The following is a 14,851-nucleotide window of genomic DNA, read 5'->3' on the forward strand; positions in this document are numbered from 1 at the left end:
GGGCGAGCATCGCGCGCGCGGTCAGAGCTCCATCCGCACCATCTGCTTGGGCAGGGCTGCGAGGGCTGTGGCGATCTCGTCCTCGGTCGGGTTGGCGATGGGCGTGGCGTTTTCGATCAGGCCCAGGGCGGCCAATTCGTCGGCCATCCGGCGCAGATCATGGAGCGCGCGGACATTCGATTGCTCGCCGTAGATCCGGCCCGGATGGTAGAGCCGAGTCAGCGTGTCGATCACATGGACCCGTGCCGCGCTTTGCCAGTGCAATTGCGCGACAAAGGAGGCGGTATTGCCGGTGGTGCGGCGGGGAATGATCCCGATCTCGACCGGCTGATCCGGCGCGAGCGCATAGGCGATCACGTGCAGCGCCGAGCCTTCGACGGTGACGATGCGGCGTGCGGCGCGGTAGCGGGCGACCTGTTCGGTGAGGCTGTGGGCTTCGGGGTGGAAGATCTCGTAGCCGTTGGCGGCGAATAGCGCCTCGATCCTGTCCTCGAACATCAGGTTGCCCATGACCGACAGACGCGCGCGCGAGACATAGAGATTCTCGCTGCCCGCAGGGGCGACATCGGGCAGGAAATGCCGCTTGATGAAGGCGCGGAATTCCGGTGCGCCGGGGCTGAAATCGCCGCCGCCCATGCCCTGCGCGCCGAGGATCAGACGTTCGGGACGGGCGGGTTGCGTGGGGCAGGCGCGGCGGGTGGGCAGGCCGGGAAAGGCGTCGAACACGGCCTGCGTCGCGGCCAGATAGCGCTTGGGGCGTTGGTAGAAGCTGCGATGGACCGCCGGAAGAAAGACGATCCCGTCGGGCGGCGTGTCGAGATGATCGAGCACCCAGAGCCGTGACAGGCTTTCGATGATGCAATGCCCGAAGGCGGGGTCGAGCACGCCTCCGTAAAGCCATGTGCCGGGCATGTCGGTCACCGGGACATCGGGGTCGGGCACGCAGGGCAGCGTCCAGCGCTTGGTGCTGGTGTAGCGGCAATGGGAAAGGTCGACGAAGTGCCCATCCGCCCCGATCACGCCGCCGGGTCGGGGGCTGTGGTTCTTGGCGTGGTGGGTGACGGGCCAGATCAGCGGCGCATCCAGTGTCGTGATGCTGCGGGCGAGCGGCGCGTCGGGGTCGAAGGTGGCGCTGTCCGTCCCCATGGCTCAGACAAACCCATGGGCGGCAAGGCGGTGGAGGAGGTCGTCGGCATCCTCGCCGTCTTGCAGGGGGATGTCTTGCGCGTTGTCCAGACCGTAGAGCCGGGCGAGGGGGGCGAAATCCGTGGCGTGATCGCCCGGGGTCGCGGCAAGTCTGGCGATCTTGGCCGTTCGGGGGGCGGCGTAAAGGGCCAGATCCTCGGCCGCGCTGCCCGAGACGAGGATCGTATCGGCGGTTTCGATCCGGGGGAGCAGCTCGGGCAGGGGTGCGCAGGCAAGGTCCTGGACCCTGTAGCCTGCGCCCGTGAGCGCGGTGTGACGCGGGCTGCCCGCGGCCATCGCCGGGGCGCTTGGGCCATCATGGAGGCAGAGCCGCCCGCCAGCGCCCCCCTTTGCGGCAGGTGCAGCGCGGGACCGGAGGAAGGCGCGGAAATCGGCGGTGCCATGGCGCAAGGTTCCTGCCGCCACGGCCTGCGGCGGCACGATCAGGGTTTCGAACCGGCTGGGGCCCGACAGGATGAGCGGGTCAAGCCCGGGTGCCCAGCGGGGCAGCAGGGCCGCAAGGAAAGCGGCGTAGCGATCCGCCGTCGCGGGACCATGGGGAAAGAAGACCACACCGCGTGGCGCGATCCCGGCAAGATGCGGCAGGCACCAGAGCCGCGCCAGCATCTGGCGGAGCGCATCGGGGGAAAGCGGGTCGAGCGGCCCGCCGAAAACCCATGTACCCGCGATGTCGGTGATGCGTTTGGGGCGGGGGTGGTGGCGGCTGATCGTGGCGCGGGTGGTGGCATCGTGCCACGAAATCGCGCCCGGCACCTCGCGCTGGTCGGCGTCGAAGACGCTGGCGGTGATGGGGCCTGTGCCTGTGCCGGGGCTTTTGACCAGAACCGCGTCCGTGACGGTTTCGATGGCCTCGGCCCATTCGGTGTCTGGGTCGAAGGCGAGACATTCGGGGATGGCGCGCCAGGCCACGCGGCTTTGGTCGAGGCCGAGCTGCATCCGCGCCGGGGTCTTGAACGCCTTGACCTGAAGGTCGGAGGAGGCGGGATCGAGGATCAGGCCCGCCGCCTCGATCCGGCGGATGCATTCGGCGGCTGCATCCGCGCCGTAGATCGTGGGGTGCAGTTCGACGATCAGGAAGTCGATGCCGGACAGATCGGCCGAGCCCAGGAAATCCAGCTCGCCCCCTTCGATGTCCATGACGAGGACATTGTGGGGAAAGTCGCGGCGGAGGTCCTCATAGGACAGGGTCTCGACCCGGACGGTGCGGGCATCGGTTTCGGCGGCATCGGCAGCGGCGATGCGCGAGCCCAGAAAGCTGGTGCTGACCGAAAAGAGGGTGGAGGGCACGGGATCGGGCGCGGCCATGACAAGCGCGTTCTGCACCGTCACCCGATCCGAGAGGCCGTTGAGCGCATGCAGTTTGCGGATATGGTCGATCAGGTCGGGATTGCCCTCGAAGGTGCGGACCTGCACCTCGTCGACATTGCGGGCGATGATCGCGCTGACGATGCCCGCGCCCGAGCCCAGTTCGACCACGCGGTCCCCCGGTCGCAGGTTGACAAGCGTGCCTTCGATCTCGGGGCGTTCGTAGAGGCCGCGCTGGATCGCGGCGATGGTGCGCGGCGACAGGTGCGGGGCGGCGGGGATGCGGATGCCGTGCAATTCGGCGACGATATCCGGGTCGCGATCCATGGGGCTACTCGATCTTGATCGTTACATGCGCCGGGCCCTTGGGCCTTGCGCTATACCTGTTGTTCTTGGGAATAGCCGAAATTCCGCCGGTTCGGAAGCTTTTGGTCCTGCCGATGTCGCCATGGTGGCCGGATGCGAAAAGGGCGCGCCATGAAAGGCGCGCCCTTGACGTATTCCCGAAGGAAAGGGTCGATTACATCAGTTCGATGTTCACGGCGCTTTCGCGGCCGTCACGGCCCTTTTCGAGGTCGAACTTGACCTTCTGGTTGTCGGCGAGGCCGGTGAGGCCCGAACGCTCGACGCCCGAGATGTGGACGAAAACGTCCTTGGAACCGCCATCGGGGGCGATGAAGCCGTAGCCCTTGGTGGTGTTGAACCATTTCACGGTGCCGGTGGCCATATCCGTGTCTCCTGTCATGTTGCGCTGCCCGCGACATGCGGCAGCTTCGGCGTCACCCATGCAAGATCGAGAGCACAAGCTTTGCCGAAGAGGCGAAAGACAGGGGTCGATAGAGTAGAGATAGCGCAAAGAGAGTGCCTTATCCGCGTCTGAAAGTAAAGGTGTTTCGCGGGTCCGGTCGGGGGCGGAGCGTGACCCAGATCAAGGTGCGCGGTGGCGAGGCGTCTAGGGTTCGGGCATGCGGACCTGGCCCGATGGCCCGGCGCGATGCGGAAGGACCCAGATGACCAGCCTGACAAGCACCCCCCATGATGCGCTGCAAATCGGGCAGGAGGCCGTGGTGCGGCGGTTGTGCCGGGCCGAGGATCTCTATGTCTTTGCCCATGCGAGCGGCAATCTGAACCCGATGCATCTGCCCGAGCTGGACGGGGATGGCGACGGGCGGGCAGAGGCGGTCGCGCCTTCGGCCTGGGTGGCGGCGCTGATCTCGGGGGTGTTGGGCAACCAGTTGCCGGGGCCGGGGACGCTTTACCTGTCGCAGGATCTGCGGTTCCTGGGGCGCGCCCATGCGGGCGAGACGCTGGAGGCGGGCGTGCGGGTGGTGGAAAAGCTGCCCGACCGTGTGGTGCGGATGGCGGTCTGGGTGGATGGGCCGGGCGGGCGCATAGCCGAGGGCGAGGCGCGCGTGCGCGCCCCCGATGCCGCGCGGCGGTTCGACGGGCTGGAGGTGCCGGGGCTGATCGTGCAGGCCCATCGCCAGTTCGATGCGCTTTTGGCACGGGCGGCCGCATTTCCCGCGCTTCCCACGCTGGTCGTCTGTCCCGAAAGCCCCGATGCGGTGATGGGGGCCGTGATGGCGCGGGCGCATGGGTTGATCGAGCCGGTTTTCGTGGGCGCGCCCGACAAGATCGCGCTCGCGGCTGAAGCCGCGGGGGCCGATCTGGCGGGGATCGAGATCGTCGATGTGCCCGACCACCGGGCCGCCGCCCTCAGGGCTGTCGCGATGATCCACGAGGGGCGGGGGCGGGCGCTGATGAAGGGGCATCTGCACACCGACCAGCTGTTGCATGCGATCCTGAAAAAGGAGGGCGGGCTGAGGACGAACCGGCGGGTGAGCCATGTTTTCGTGATGGATGTGCCGGGGCTCGACCATCTCTTGTTCGTCACGGATGCGGCGATCAACATCGCCCCGGACCTCGAATGCAAGGTGTCGATCGTGCAGAACGCCATCGACCTGGCCCGCGCGCTGGGGGTGGACCAGCCCAAGGTCGGCATCCTGTCGGCGGTCGAGACGGTCACGCCCTCGATCCCCTCGACGCTCGATGCCGCGGTCCTGTCGAAGATGGCCGAGCGCGGGCAGATCACGGGCGGGTTGGTCGATGGGCCGCTCGCCATGGACAATGCGGTCGATGCGGGGGCCGCGCGCACCAAGGGGCTGACCGGGATGGTGGCGGGGCGGGCCGATATCCTTGTCGTGCCGAACATGGAAGCGGGCAACATGATCGCCAAGGAGCTGACATTCCTGGCCCATGCGGGGGCGGCGGGGATCGTGATGGGGGCGCAGGTGCCGGTGATCCTGACGAGCCGGGCCGATGACGACAAGGCGCGGCTGGCGTCCTGCGCGGTGGCCGTATTGTGCGCGGAGGCGCGGGGATGCGCCTGATCCTGACGCTGAACGCGGGGTCAAGTTCGATCAAGGTCGGGCTCTACGAGGCCGGGGCCGCCGGGGGGCTGGGCGAGCCGCGCGAGCTGGCGCGGGGGCAGGTGGAGGCGCTGGGCGCTGCCGCCGTGATGGAGATCGACGCGGGCAGGGCGCGCGCGCGTGTCGAGATCGGCGTTGCCGATCATGCCACGGCGCTGGCGCGGCTCATCGCGGGCTTGCAGCCGCTTTTCGCCGGGCGCGAGATCGCGGCGGTGGGGCACCGGATCGTGCATGGAGGCGCGGATATCGACGGGCCGCGCCTGCTGACACCGGAGCTGGTCGCCGAGCTGGAGGCGTTGACGCCGCTCGCGCCGCTCCACCAGCCCCATAACCTTGCCGGTCTGCGCGCGGCGATGACGGCCTTTCCGCAGGCCTGCCAGGTCGCGGCCTTCGACACGGCCTTTCACCGGGGCCATCCTTTCGTGAACGACACCTTTGCCCTGCCGCGACGGTTCTACGAGGCTGGCGTCCGGCGCTACGGGTTCCATGGCTTGAGCTATGACTACATCGCCGGACGGCTGGCGCAGGATCATCCCGAGCTTGCGCGGGGGCGGGTGATCGTGGCGCATCTGGGCAATGGCGCATCGCTCTGCGCGCTCGATGGGGGGCGATCCATCGCCTCGACCATGGGGTTTTCGGCGCTGGACGGGATGCCGATGGGCACGCGGGTGGGCCAGCTTGATCCGGGCGTGGTGCTCTACCTGCTAGAGCAGGGGATGAGCGGGGGCGAGATCACTGACCTGCTCTACCGCGAAAGCGGGCTTTTGGGCCTGTCGGGATTGAGCCATGACATGCGGGTCCTGTTGGCCACGGATAGTGCGGGGGCCGAGGAGGCCATCGCCTATTTCACCTTTCGGCTGGCGCGCGAGATCGGGGGGCTGGCGGCGGCGCTGGGCGGGGTGGATGCGCTGGTCTTTACCGGCGGGATCGGGGAGAACGCGGGCCCGATCCGGGCGCGCGCGCTGGAGCGGCTGGGGTTTCTGGGCCTGTCGGTCGATCCGGCGCGCAACGCGGCCAATGCGGCGATGATCCATGCGGGCCCCGTGCCGATCCTCGTGATGCCGACCGACGAGGAGCGGGTGATCGCACGGGCCGCCATGGCGCTTGCCCCTTGACCTTGGCGCGGGGAGGGTCGAGGGGAGGGTTATGCGTATCTTATTGATCCTTGCCCTTCTGACGCTGGCCGGTGTGATCGGCGCGGCGGTCTTTTTTCGCAGCGTGTCCATGCCGCCCGAGGTCTGGGACGTGGATCCCGCCCGCGTGACCCCGCCCGCAAGCCCAAATTTCGCGCTGCTGCGCGGGGCGGAGGCGCCCGTGTTCGACATGGCCCCCGATGCGCTGGGTCTGCGGATCGAGGCCATCGCCCTGGCGGAGGGGGCCGAGCGGATCGCGGGCGATCCGGCCTTGGGGCAGATGACCTATGTGCTGCGCTCGCGGCTGATGGGATTTCCCGATGCGGTGTCGATCCGGCTGGTGCCGGTGGAGGGCGGCACGCGGATGGAGATCTTTTCGCGCTCGCGCTTCGGCTATTCGGACATGGGCGTGAACGGGGCAAGGGTGGCGCGCTGGAGCGCGGCCCTGTCCGGCCCTTGACCAACGCGCGCCCGCCCGTCACATCGCGCCCATGATACCCGAAGATCGCCTGCGCCAGATCACCGACCGGTTCGAGTTTCTCGAGGCGCGGCTGAATGCCGGGCCCGCGGCCGACGAGATTGCGGCGATCAGCCGGGAATATTCCGAGCTGAAGCCCGTGGTGGCGCAGATCGCGGCCTGGGACAGGCTGAAGGCCGATATCGCCGAGGCCGAGGCGATGCGCGCCGACCCCGAGATGCGCGCGCTGGCCGAGGAGGAATTGCCGCGCCTGCGCGCGGCCTTGCCCGAGGCGGAAAAAGCCCTGCAACTGGCGCTTTTGCCCAAGGATGCCGCCGATGCGCGGCCCGCGATGATCGAGATCCGGCCCGGGACGGGTGGCGAGGAGGCGGCGCTTTTTGCCGCCGATCTCTTGCGCATGTACAGCCGCTATGCCGAGGCCAGGGGTTGGCGGATCGAGATCGTCGATCTGCAGGAGACGGACCTCGGCGGTATCCGCGAGGTCACGGCCCGGATCGAGGGCGAGGGGGTTTTCGCGCGGCTGAAATACGAAAGCGGCGTGCACCGCGTGCAGCGTGTGCCCGAGACGGAATCGGGCGGGCGCATCCATACCTCGGCGGCGACGGTCGCGGTCCTGCCCGAGGCGGAGGCGGTCGAGATCGACATTCCGGCAGGCGACATCCGGATCGACACGATGCGATCCTCGGGCGCGGGCGGGCAGCATGTGAACACGACGGATTCGGCGGTGCGGATCACCCATCTGCCCACCGGGATCGTGGTGACGAGCTCGGAGAAATCCCAGCATCGCAACCGCGAGATCGCCATGGGCGTGTTGCGCGCGCGGCTCTATGACATGGAGCGCCGGAGGCTGGCGGAGGCCGAGGCCGCCGACCGCCGCGCACAGGTGGGCACGGGCGATCGGTCGGAGCGGATCCGGACCTACAATTTCCCGCAAGGCCGGATGACGGATCACCGGATCAACCTGACGCTCTACCGGTTGGAGCAGATCCTGGGCGGGGATCTGGACGAGGTGATCGACGCCCTGACCGCCGAGGCGCAGGCGCGGCTTCTGGCCGAGATGGATGGCTGAGGGGGCGCTTGCCGGGCGTGGGGCGCTTGCGGCGGTCTTGTCTGCCTCCGGCGGGCATATTTGGGGAAAGATGAAGGCCGTGGGGATGAGGCGATGAGGGCCGGGGAGTGGCTGTTGCGGGCAGGCGCGGTGCTGGAGCCCTTTGCGGGCCGAGAGGCGGGGCGCGAGGCGCGGCTGATGCTGGGGGCGGCGAGCGGCTGGTCGGCGGCGCGGGTCGCGGTGGCGCGGGAGGAGGGATTGGCGCCGGAGGTGCTGGGGCGCGCCGAGGCGATGCTGGAGCGGCGGCTGGCGCGGGAGCCCCTGGCGCTGATCCTGGGGGAATGGGGGTTTTTCGGGCGCAGCTTCGCGGTGACGCGGCACACGCTGGTGCCAAGGCCCGATACCGAGACCCTGGTGGAGCTGGCGCTGGCCGAGCCTTTCGGGCGCGTGATCGATCTGGGCACGGGGAGCGGGGCGATTGCCGTGACGCTTCTGGCGGAGCGGGGGGCGGCATCGGGGGTTGCGACGGATCTGTCGGCGGGGGCGCTCGAGGTGGCGGGGGGCAATGCGGCGCGGCACGGGGTTGCGGGGCGGCTGGCGTTTGTGCAGGCCGATTGGTGGCAGGGGGTCGAGGGGCGTTTTGACCTGATCGTGTCGAACCCGCCCTATGTGAGTGCCGCGGAATACGACAGGCTTGCGCCCGAGATCACGCGCTACGAGCCGCGCGCGGCGCTGACCCCCGGAGGTGACGGGCTGTCGGCCTATCGGGCGATCCTGGCGGGGGTGGGTCTGCATCTGTCGCCGGGGGGGCGGGTGCTGGTCGAGATCGGCGCGGCGCAGGGGGAGGCGGTTGTGGCGCTCTTCGCGGCGGCGGGGCTTGACGCGGTGGTGGTTCATCCCGACATGACGGGGAAGGCGCGGGTTGTATCGGGACGGGCGCGCGCTGTCGTCTGATGCGGTCTTTGGGCCGCTTGGGTCCGTTTTTCGCGTCGAAAGCGCCAAAACATCGTCTTTTTGCGGCGAAAGCGCCGCAGGGGCGCGAAATTCCGCAGTCCTGACAGGCGGCGCGAGGTTTCCGCTTGTCATGGGCCGCGTCCCGTGCTTACTCAGGCCCAGCGAGCGGGATCGTCGAAGGATCATCCCCCGCGGTTCTGCCTCAAATTCCGTGCCGTGACACCCGGGTGCCGGTACGGGTTCGAAGCGTTCTCGCGCCTGTCGTGCGGATGCTGCCAACCCAGGACAACTGGAACCGTATTTTACACATGAGATCATCGAAGAACCGTTCGCGGTCCAAGGGGAACCGCAATCGCTCGGTCGGCAATATCGTCAACCGCGTGTTCGATTCGTCGGGGCCGGAAGGCAAGGTCCGCGGCACGCCGCAGCAGATCATCGACAAGTACAATCAGCTGGCACGCGATGCCCAGCTGTCCAATGACCGCGTCGCGGCGGAGAATTTCCAGCAGCATGCGGAACATTACCTGCGCATGCTGGCGGAGGCGCAGCGCGAGCAGGATGCCCGTCAGCAGAGCCAGCAGGGTCAGCAGGGCGGTGGTGGCCGCGACCGCGGCGAGGGCGGCGAGGATCGTGACGCGGCCCCGCGCGAAGAGGGCGGCGGACAGGAAAACCGCCAGTACGAGCCGCGCCAGCAAGAGCCGCGCGAACCGCGTGAGCCGCGCCGGCAGGAGCAGGCCGAGCCCCGCGAGAAGCGCGACCAGCGCGAGGCGCGTCCCGAGCGCGGCGAGTTCGATGCCGTGATCGAAGCCGAGGGCGAGGGCGAGAGCGGATTGGTCGAGACGCCCGAAAGCGCCCCCAAGCCCAAGCGCAGCCGTACGCGCCGTCCGCGCAAGAGCGCCGAGGATGGCGGGCAGGCGGGGGGCGGCAGCGATCCGTCGCCCGACACGCCGCAAGAAGCCGCCGAATAGGCCCGGCGGCCAGGACCCGGCACCAAGATTCATGCAGCAGGCGCGTCACCCCGGTGACGCGCCTGTTTCGTTCGTGGCCTGCGCCTGTCCTGGCATCATGCAGGGGTGTTGCGGGCGGGGGCCCATGTTTCCGCTCATGGGGCCGGATGCGCGGGCCAATGTCCCGGTCATGGGCAGAACGTCAGGCGGTTCGGCGCCATTGCGTGCGATTGGTGCGGGGCAGGGGCGCGGTGCGTCAGGAGGCGACCGCGCGGGCCAGCGCGCAGAACCCTTCGATCGGGACCTGTTCGGCGCGGTCGGTGGGCGAAAGGCCCGCGGCGACGATCCGATCCTCGATATCGGGGGCAAGGCCCTTGAGTGCTGCGCGCAGCATCTTGCGGCGCTGGTTGAACGCCTTGGCCACGACGCGTTCCAGAACGGCGGGATCGGCGGGAAAGCGCGGCGCGGGGAGTGCGGTGATATGCACGACCGCCGAGCGGACCTTGGGTGCCGGGGTGAAGGCTTCGGGCGGCAGGGTCAGGGCGATGCGCGCCTCGGTCCGCCATTGGGCCAGGATGGCGAGGCGGCCATAGGCCTTGGAGCCCGGCGGGGCCACGATACGCTCGGCCACTTCGCGCTGGAACATCAGCGTGAGCGATTGCCATTGCGGTGGCCAGCTGGGCGGGGTGAGCCAGCGCACCAGAAGCTCGGTCCCGACATTGTAGGGCAGGTTCGCCACGACCTTGATCGGCGGGGCGAGATGCGCCGTCCAGTCGAGCGCCAGCGCATCGGCATTGAGCACCTCGAGACGGCCCGGATAGGCATCGGCTATCTGGGCCAGCGCGGGCAGGCAGCGGGCATCCTTTTCGATGGCGAGCACGCGGCGCGCGCCTTCGGCCAGAAGGCCCCGGGTGAGGCCGCCGGGACCGGGCCCGACCTCGAGCACGTCGCAGCCCGACAGATCGCCCGCCGCCCGCGCGATCTTGGCCGTCAGGTTGAGGTCGAGGAGGAAATTCTGCCCAAGCGCCTTTTTCGCGGTCAGGCCGTGGGTGGCGATGACCTCGCGCAGGGGGGGGAGGGTGTCGATGGCGCTCATGGCGACGAGGCTAGACGCGAAAGGCCCGGGTTTCGCAAGCCCTTCAGGACAGGAAGATGCCCATCACGACCGACATGAGCCCCAGAACCGAGATCAGGAGCGCGCCCATGTTGATCGTCACGATCCGTTGCAGGCGCGCGCGCAGATCGGCGTCGGGCAGGCCCGAGCGCTTGGCCGCGATGGCCGCCCAGATGCACCAGCCAAGCACAAGAAGGCCCATGAGCGCGATCGCGGTTCCGGCATATACGAGAAGGGGCATCGGCATTCCTTTTGCGGTCACGCGATATTTGACCTAGGCCAGCACTTCGCCGCTGGCAAGACTTGTGGCGCGGCGAGCGGGCGGCTAGACCCGGGGTCCGAGTTTGCCCCGATTGCGAGAGCGCGAGAGATCCGATGGACATGACACAAGCCCCGACCGCCGACCGCCCCGACAGCTACAACGTGACCGCCGACGAGCTGCGCCAGTTCATCGAGCGCTACGAGCGGCTGGAGGCGGAGAAAAAGGACATCGCCGATGCGCAGAAAGAGGTGATGGCCGAGGCCAAGGGGCGCGGCTATGACACCAAGATCATGCGCAAGGTGATCGCGCTGAGAAAGCGCCAGCCCGACGACATCGCCGAGGAGGAAGCGATCCTCGAGATGTACAAGGAAGCGCTGGGGATGCGCTGAAGCACCGATCCGTCAGGGCGCAAGCAGCGTGACGCCCGGAATGCGGGCGATCTCGGCCATGTCGTCTTCGTAGGCGAGGGTCAGGGTTTCGATCAGCTCGGGCGTCCAGCCGGGCAGGTCGAGTTCTTCCTCGATCGCGGTTTCGAGCGCGTATCGCCCGAGAAAGGCGCTGACGATCCGGCGACGCTGGATCTCGGATTGGGCGGGATTGTCGGCAAGGTAGCGCTGCAGGCGTTTGAAGCCCGTGGGCTCCATGATGGTTTCGATCAGGTCATCGACCCCCTGCAGCGGGTAGTCATGGGGCGTGTCGGTGATCTCGTGCAGGAGCTGACCCCACAAAAGCGGCGTATCCTCGTTGCACCAGACGGTGACGGGCACGTCGGGATGGGCCATGCGCAGGCGGCGCAGCATCTCGGACCATGTCGCGGCATGGGGCTGCATGTTCTGGGTGAATTCGGTGAAATCGGTGAATTTGGACGCGTCGAACAGCGCCGGGATCAGGGTCGCGGGGTCGCGCATGGCGAGGAAGATCTCGGGGCTGGCGGAGGGGAAGAGACCCCGCAGCGCCGCCACCTGTCGCTCGATCATCGGCCAGATCTGGGGCCCCGTGACGACAAGCCGGGGGATCGAGACCAGAAGCGCATCGGAAAAGATCAGCCGCTCGACCTCGTGGTCCTCGATGATGGCGTCAAGGAGCGCATCCTCGACATCGGGGCTGGCGACCCGGCCCTTGAGCGCGCGCACCGTGTCGCGCAGGAGCGGGCGGTAGCGCGATTGCGAGGGGACGAGAATGCCGTCCTGCGCCAGCCGCGCGCGGTTCCTGGCCAAGGATTGCAGAAGAAGACCGCCATCGGTGCAGGGCGCGCCGAGGTGAAAGACGACCTGCATGTGGTGAAAGACCCTGTCCCGTTTACGCACCTTTTGGGCGGACCCTATACCGGGGCGCGGCGCGGTGCAAATCCGCCCGATCTTGCGCGGCGGCGGGCCATGGCGTATTGCGACGGGCGTGCCCCTATAGCTCAGCTGGTAGAGCATCTGATTTGTAATCAGAGGGTCGGGAGTTCGAGTCTCTCTGGGGGCACCATTTCCAGCCTGCCGTCCGTTCCCTGTGCGCTCGCTTGTGAGCCGGCGGCCACCTCAGGCCCCCTCCACCCTTGAACGGCGGAGCGTTTTCGGGGACACCCTCCTCAAAACGGCAGGGACCTAGGGGCGATTTTCATGCGTATCACGATGATCGGGACGGGCTATGTGGGCCTTGTGTCGGGGGTTTGTTTTTCCGATTTCGGGCATGACGTGATCTGCGTCGACAAGGACCCGCGCAAGATCGAGATGCTGAACGCAGGCCAGGTGCCGATCTACGAGCCGGGGCTCGATGCGCTGATGGCGCGCAACGTGGAGGCGGGGCGGCTGTCCTTCTCCACCGATCTGGCGGCGGCGGTGGATGGGGCGGAGGCGATCTTCATCGCTGTGGGCACGCCCACGCGGCGGGGCGATGGGCATGCCGATCTGACCTATGTGATGGCCGCGGCCGAGGATGTGGCCCGCGCGCTGACGGGCTATGCCGTGATCGTGACGAAATCGACCGTTCCGGTGGGCACCAACCGCAAGGTCAAGCAGGTGGTGGCCAAGGCCAATCCGGGCGCGGACTTCGATGTCGCCTCCAACCCCGAATTCCTGCGCGAGGGGGCGGCGATCGATGATTTCATGAAGCCCGACCGCGTGGTCGTGGGGGTCCAGACCGAGCGCGCGGCGCAAGTGATGGCCGAGATCTACCGCCCGCTGTTCCTGCGCGAATTTCCCATCGTCACGACCGATCTGGAATCCGCGGAGATGATCAAATACGCGGCCAATGCGTTTCTGGCGACCAAGATCACCTTCATCAACGAGGTGGCGGCCTTGTGCGAAAAGGTCGGCGCGGATGTGAAGGAAGTGGCCAAGGGGATCGGGCTGGATGGCCGGATCGGGAACAAGTTCCTGCATGCGGGCCCGGGCTATGGCGGGTCGTGCTTTCCCAAGGATACCACGGCCTTGGCGCGGATCGGGCAGGATCACGCCGCGCCCCAGAGCATCGTGGAAACGGTCATCCGCGTGAATGACGCGGTGAAGCACCGGATGATCGAAAAGCTGCGCGACCTGTGCGAGGGGTCGTTCAACGGCAAGACGGTCGCGGTTCTGGGGGTGACGTTCAAGCCCAATACCGACGACATGCGCGATGCGCCGAGCCTGACGATCGTGCCCGCGCTGGTGGGCGGCGGGGCCAAGGTGCGGGTGGTCGACCCGCAGGGGCGGCGCGAGGGCGAGGGGCTGTTGCCCGGTGTGGTCTGGGCCGATGACCCCTACAAGGCGGCGCAGAATGCGGATCTCGTGGTGATCCTGACGGAATGGAACGAATTCCGGGCGCTGGATCTGAAGAAGCTGGCCCGGAAAATGGCGAGCCCGCGCATGGCCGACCTGCGCAATATTTATTCTGTGCAGGATGCCAAGCGGGCGGGCTTTGTCGCCTATGATTGCATCGGGCGGCCGGGATTGATTCCCGAGGCCTGAGACCCGTCAGGCGGCGCGCGGCGGGGCGGCGGGGCCGCGCAATTCGTCGAGGACCTCGGCGCAATCGGGGTCTTGGGCGGCAAGATGGAGGGTCGCGCGCAGCATGCCCGCCTTGGATCCGCAATCGAAGCGCTCGCCGCTGAAGCGGAAGCCCGACAGGCCCAGATTGCCCGCGCCGCGCGCGATGGCATCGGTCAGCTGGATCTCGCCGCCCGCGCCGGGGGTCTGGGTCGCGAGCGCCTCGAAGATCGCGGCATCGAGGATGTAGCGCCCCACCACCGCATCGCGGGAGGGGGCATCGGCGGGCTTGGGTTTTTCGACCATGCCATCCGCGTGCAGCGTCGCGCCGTCGCGGCCCGTGACGGAGAGGATGCCGTATTTCGACACGTCGTCGCGGTCGACCTGCATGGTGGCGACCATGTGGCCGCCCCGGTAGCCCGCCACCATTTCGGGCAGGCAGGGTGCCCCGAGGATCAGGTCATCGGGCAAGATCACGGCCACCGGTCCGGGCCGGACATGGTCGCGCGCGCAGAGCACCGCGTGCCCAAGGCCCAGCGGTTGGGGCTGCATGGTGAAGATCACGTCATCCTCCACCGGGCAGAGGGCGGCATCGCGCAGCGCCTCGGCCAGATCGGCCTTGCCGCGCGACCTGAGTTCGGCGCGCAGGCGGGCGTCATCCATCACGTGGCGCTCGATGGCGGATTTGGAGGGGTGGCTGACGAAGATCATCCGCTCGATCCCCGCCGCCTGCGCCTCGTCGATGGCGTATTGGATCAGGGGCGTGTCGAGCACCGGCAAGAGTTCCTTTGGCGTCGCCTTGGTCGCGGGAAGGAAGCGGGTTCCCAGACCTGCGACGGGAAAGATGGCGGTGCGGACAGGGGATGTCATGGCGAATGTCTCCTTGTTCATCTGGTCACGCTGCATCGCAGAAGGATAGCGGATTGCGCGGCAGTGTCAAAAAACGACAAAAAATAGTCGCTTTTGATTTATCTTGCTGCGCAGATCGCGGGCGATGTGCTGAAATTGCCAGCAGTTGGGGCCG

At 67.9% G+C, this 14,851-nt stretch carries 15 protein-coding genes and 1 tRNA gene; 9 read left to right on the forward strand and 7 right to left on the reverse strand.

Going from position 1 to position 14,851, the window contains the following annotated elements; genetic code table 11:
• Positions 1–21: 21 nt before the first annotated feature.
• From AABA51_RS05695 to AABA51_RS05705, 3 genes are all read right to left on the reverse strand, one after another.
• Complete coding sequence (locus AABA51_RS05695; protein WP_338275285.1) at positions 22–1,146, reverse strand: glycosyltransferase 61 family protein; 1,125 nt, start codon at positions 1,144–1,146, stop codon at positions 22–24.
• Positions 1,147–1,149: 3 nt separating this feature from the next.
• The gene (locus tag AABA51_RS05700; protein ID WP_338275289.1) at positions 1,150–2,838 is read right to left on the reverse strand and encodes an FkbM family methyltransferase; all 1,689 of its coding nucleotides are present in this window, start codon (positions 2,836–2,838) and stop codon (positions 1,150–1,152) included.
• Positions 2,839–3,031: 193 nt separating this feature from the next.
• The gene (locus tag AABA51_RS05705; protein WP_109670163.1) at positions 3,032–3,238 is read right to left on the reverse strand and encodes a cold-shock protein; all 207 of its coding nucleotides are present in this window, start codon (positions 3,236–3,238) and stop codon (positions 3,032–3,034) included.
• A 283-nt stretch (positions 3,239–3,521) separates the two neighbouring features.
• Between AABA51_RS05705 and AABA51_RS05710 the strand changes: the two genes are divergently transcribed.
• The 6 genes from AABA51_RS05710 to AABA51_RS05735 all read left to right on the forward strand — a co-directional run bounded on the left by AABA51_RS05710 (position 3,522) and on the right by AABA51_RS05735 (position 9,521).
• Positions 3,522–4,901, forward strand: coding sequence for a bifunctional enoyl-CoA hydratase/phosphate acetyltransferase (locus AABA51_RS05710; protein WP_338275293.1), 1,380 nt, complete (start codon positions 3,522–3,524; stop codon positions 4,899–4,901).
• Positions 4,892–6,055 (forward strand): acetate/propionate family kinase, encoded by a 1,164-nt coding sequence (locus AABA51_RS05715; protein ID WP_338275296.1) that lies wholly within the window; start codon positions 4,892–4,894, stop codon positions 6,053–6,055. Before AABA51_RS05710 ends, AABA51_RS05715 begins: the two co-directional genes overlap by 10 nt.
• A gap of 31 nt (positions 6,056–6,086) precedes the next feature.
• On the forward strand, positions 6,087–6,533 hold the full coding sequence (locus AABA51_RS05720) for a DUF1499 domain-containing protein (RefSeq protein WP_338275298.1): 447 nt from the start codon (positions 6,087–6,089) through the stop codon (positions 6,531–6,533).
• A 31-nt stretch (positions 6,534–6,564) separates the two neighbouring features.
• Positions 6,565–7,620 carry a peptide chain release factor 1 gene (gene prfA / locus AABA51_RS05725; RefSeq protein WP_338275300.1) on the forward strand — a complete coding sequence of 352 codons (1,056 nt, stop codon included), beginning with the start codon at positions 6,565–6,567 and terminating at the stop codon, positions 7,618–7,620.
• 93 nt (positions 7,621–7,713) lie between these two features.
• The gene (gene prmC / locus AABA51_RS05730) at positions 7,714–8,553 is read left to right on the forward strand and encodes a peptide chain release factor N(5)-glutamine methyltransferase (protein WP_338275302.1); all 840 of its coding nucleotides are present in this window, start codon (positions 7,714–7,716) and stop codon (positions 8,551–8,553) included.
• A gap of 308 nt (positions 8,554–8,861) precedes the next feature.
• Positions 8,862–9,521 carry a DUF4167 domain-containing protein gene (locus tag AABA51_RS05735; protein WP_338275304.1) on the forward strand — a complete coding sequence of 220 codons (660 nt, stop codon included), beginning with the start codon at positions 8,862–8,864 and terminating at the stop codon, positions 9,519–9,521.
• A gap of 235 nt (positions 9,522–9,756) precedes the next feature.
• Here AABA51_RS05735 and rsmA read toward each other — a convergent pair whose 3' ends face one another.
• On the reverse strand, positions 9,757–10,596 hold the full coding sequence (gene rsmA, locus AABA51_RS05740; protein ID WP_338275307.1) for a 16S rRNA (adenine(1518)-N(6)/adenine(1519)-N(6))-dimethyltransferase RsmA: 840 nt from the start codon (positions 10,594–10,596) through the stop codon (positions 9,757–9,759).
• Positions 10,597–10,639: 43 nt separating this feature from the next.
• The gene (locus tag AABA51_RS05745) at positions 10,640–10,855 is read right to left on the reverse strand and encodes a hypothetical protein (protein ID WP_338275309.1); all 216 of its coding nucleotides are present in this window, start codon (positions 10,853–10,855) and stop codon (positions 10,640–10,642) included.
• Positions 10,856–10,995: 140 nt separating this feature from the next.
• Here AABA51_RS05745 and AABA51_RS05750 point away from each other — a divergent pair, with 140 nt between their 5' ends.
• The gene (locus tag AABA51_RS05750; RefSeq protein ID WP_338275310.1) at positions 10,996–11,265 is read left to right on the forward strand and encodes a DUF2312 domain-containing protein; all 270 of its coding nucleotides are present in this window, start codon (positions 10,996–10,998) and stop codon (positions 11,263–11,265) included.
• 12 nt (positions 11,266–11,277) lie between these two features.
• On the opposite strand, the gene AABA51_RS05755 is transcribed toward AABA51_RS05750, so the two are convergent.
• Positions 11,278–12,183 carry a hypothetical protein gene (locus AABA51_RS05755; protein ID WP_338275312.1) on the reverse strand — a complete coding sequence of 302 codons (906 nt, stop codon included), beginning with the start codon at positions 12,181–12,183 and terminating at the stop codon, positions 11,278–11,280.
• 90 nt (positions 12,184–12,273) lie between these two features.
• On the opposite strand from AABA51_RS05755, the gene AABA51_RS05760 reads away from it, so the two are divergent.
• Positions 12,274–12,349 (forward strand) — tRNA-Thr (locus AABA51_RS05760).
• A gap of 134 nt (positions 12,350–12,483) precedes the next feature.
• Positions 12,484–13,809, forward strand: a complete 1,326-nt coding sequence (locus AABA51_RS05765) for a UDP-glucose dehydrogenase family protein (protein ID WP_338275314.1) — start codon at positions 12,484–12,486, stop codon at positions 13,807–13,809.
• Between the two features lie 6 nt (positions 13,810–13,815).
• Here the strand turns inward: AABA51_RS05765 and AABA51_RS05770 are convergent, their stop codons facing one another.
• On the reverse strand, positions 13,816–14,697 hold the full coding sequence (locus AABA51_RS05770; RefSeq protein WP_338275316.1) for a UTP--glucose-1-phosphate uridylyltransferase: 882 nt from the start codon (positions 14,695–14,697) through the stop codon (positions 13,816–13,818).
• Positions 14,698–14,851: the final 154 nt, after the last annotated feature.

Origin of the sequence: Roseicyclus marinus (genome assembly GCF_036322625.1) — a bacterium.
In the GTDB taxonomy this organism is placed as follows: Bacteria; Pseudomonadota; Alphaproteobacteria; order Rhodobacterales; family Rhodobacteraceae; genus Roseicyclus; species Roseicyclus marinus_A.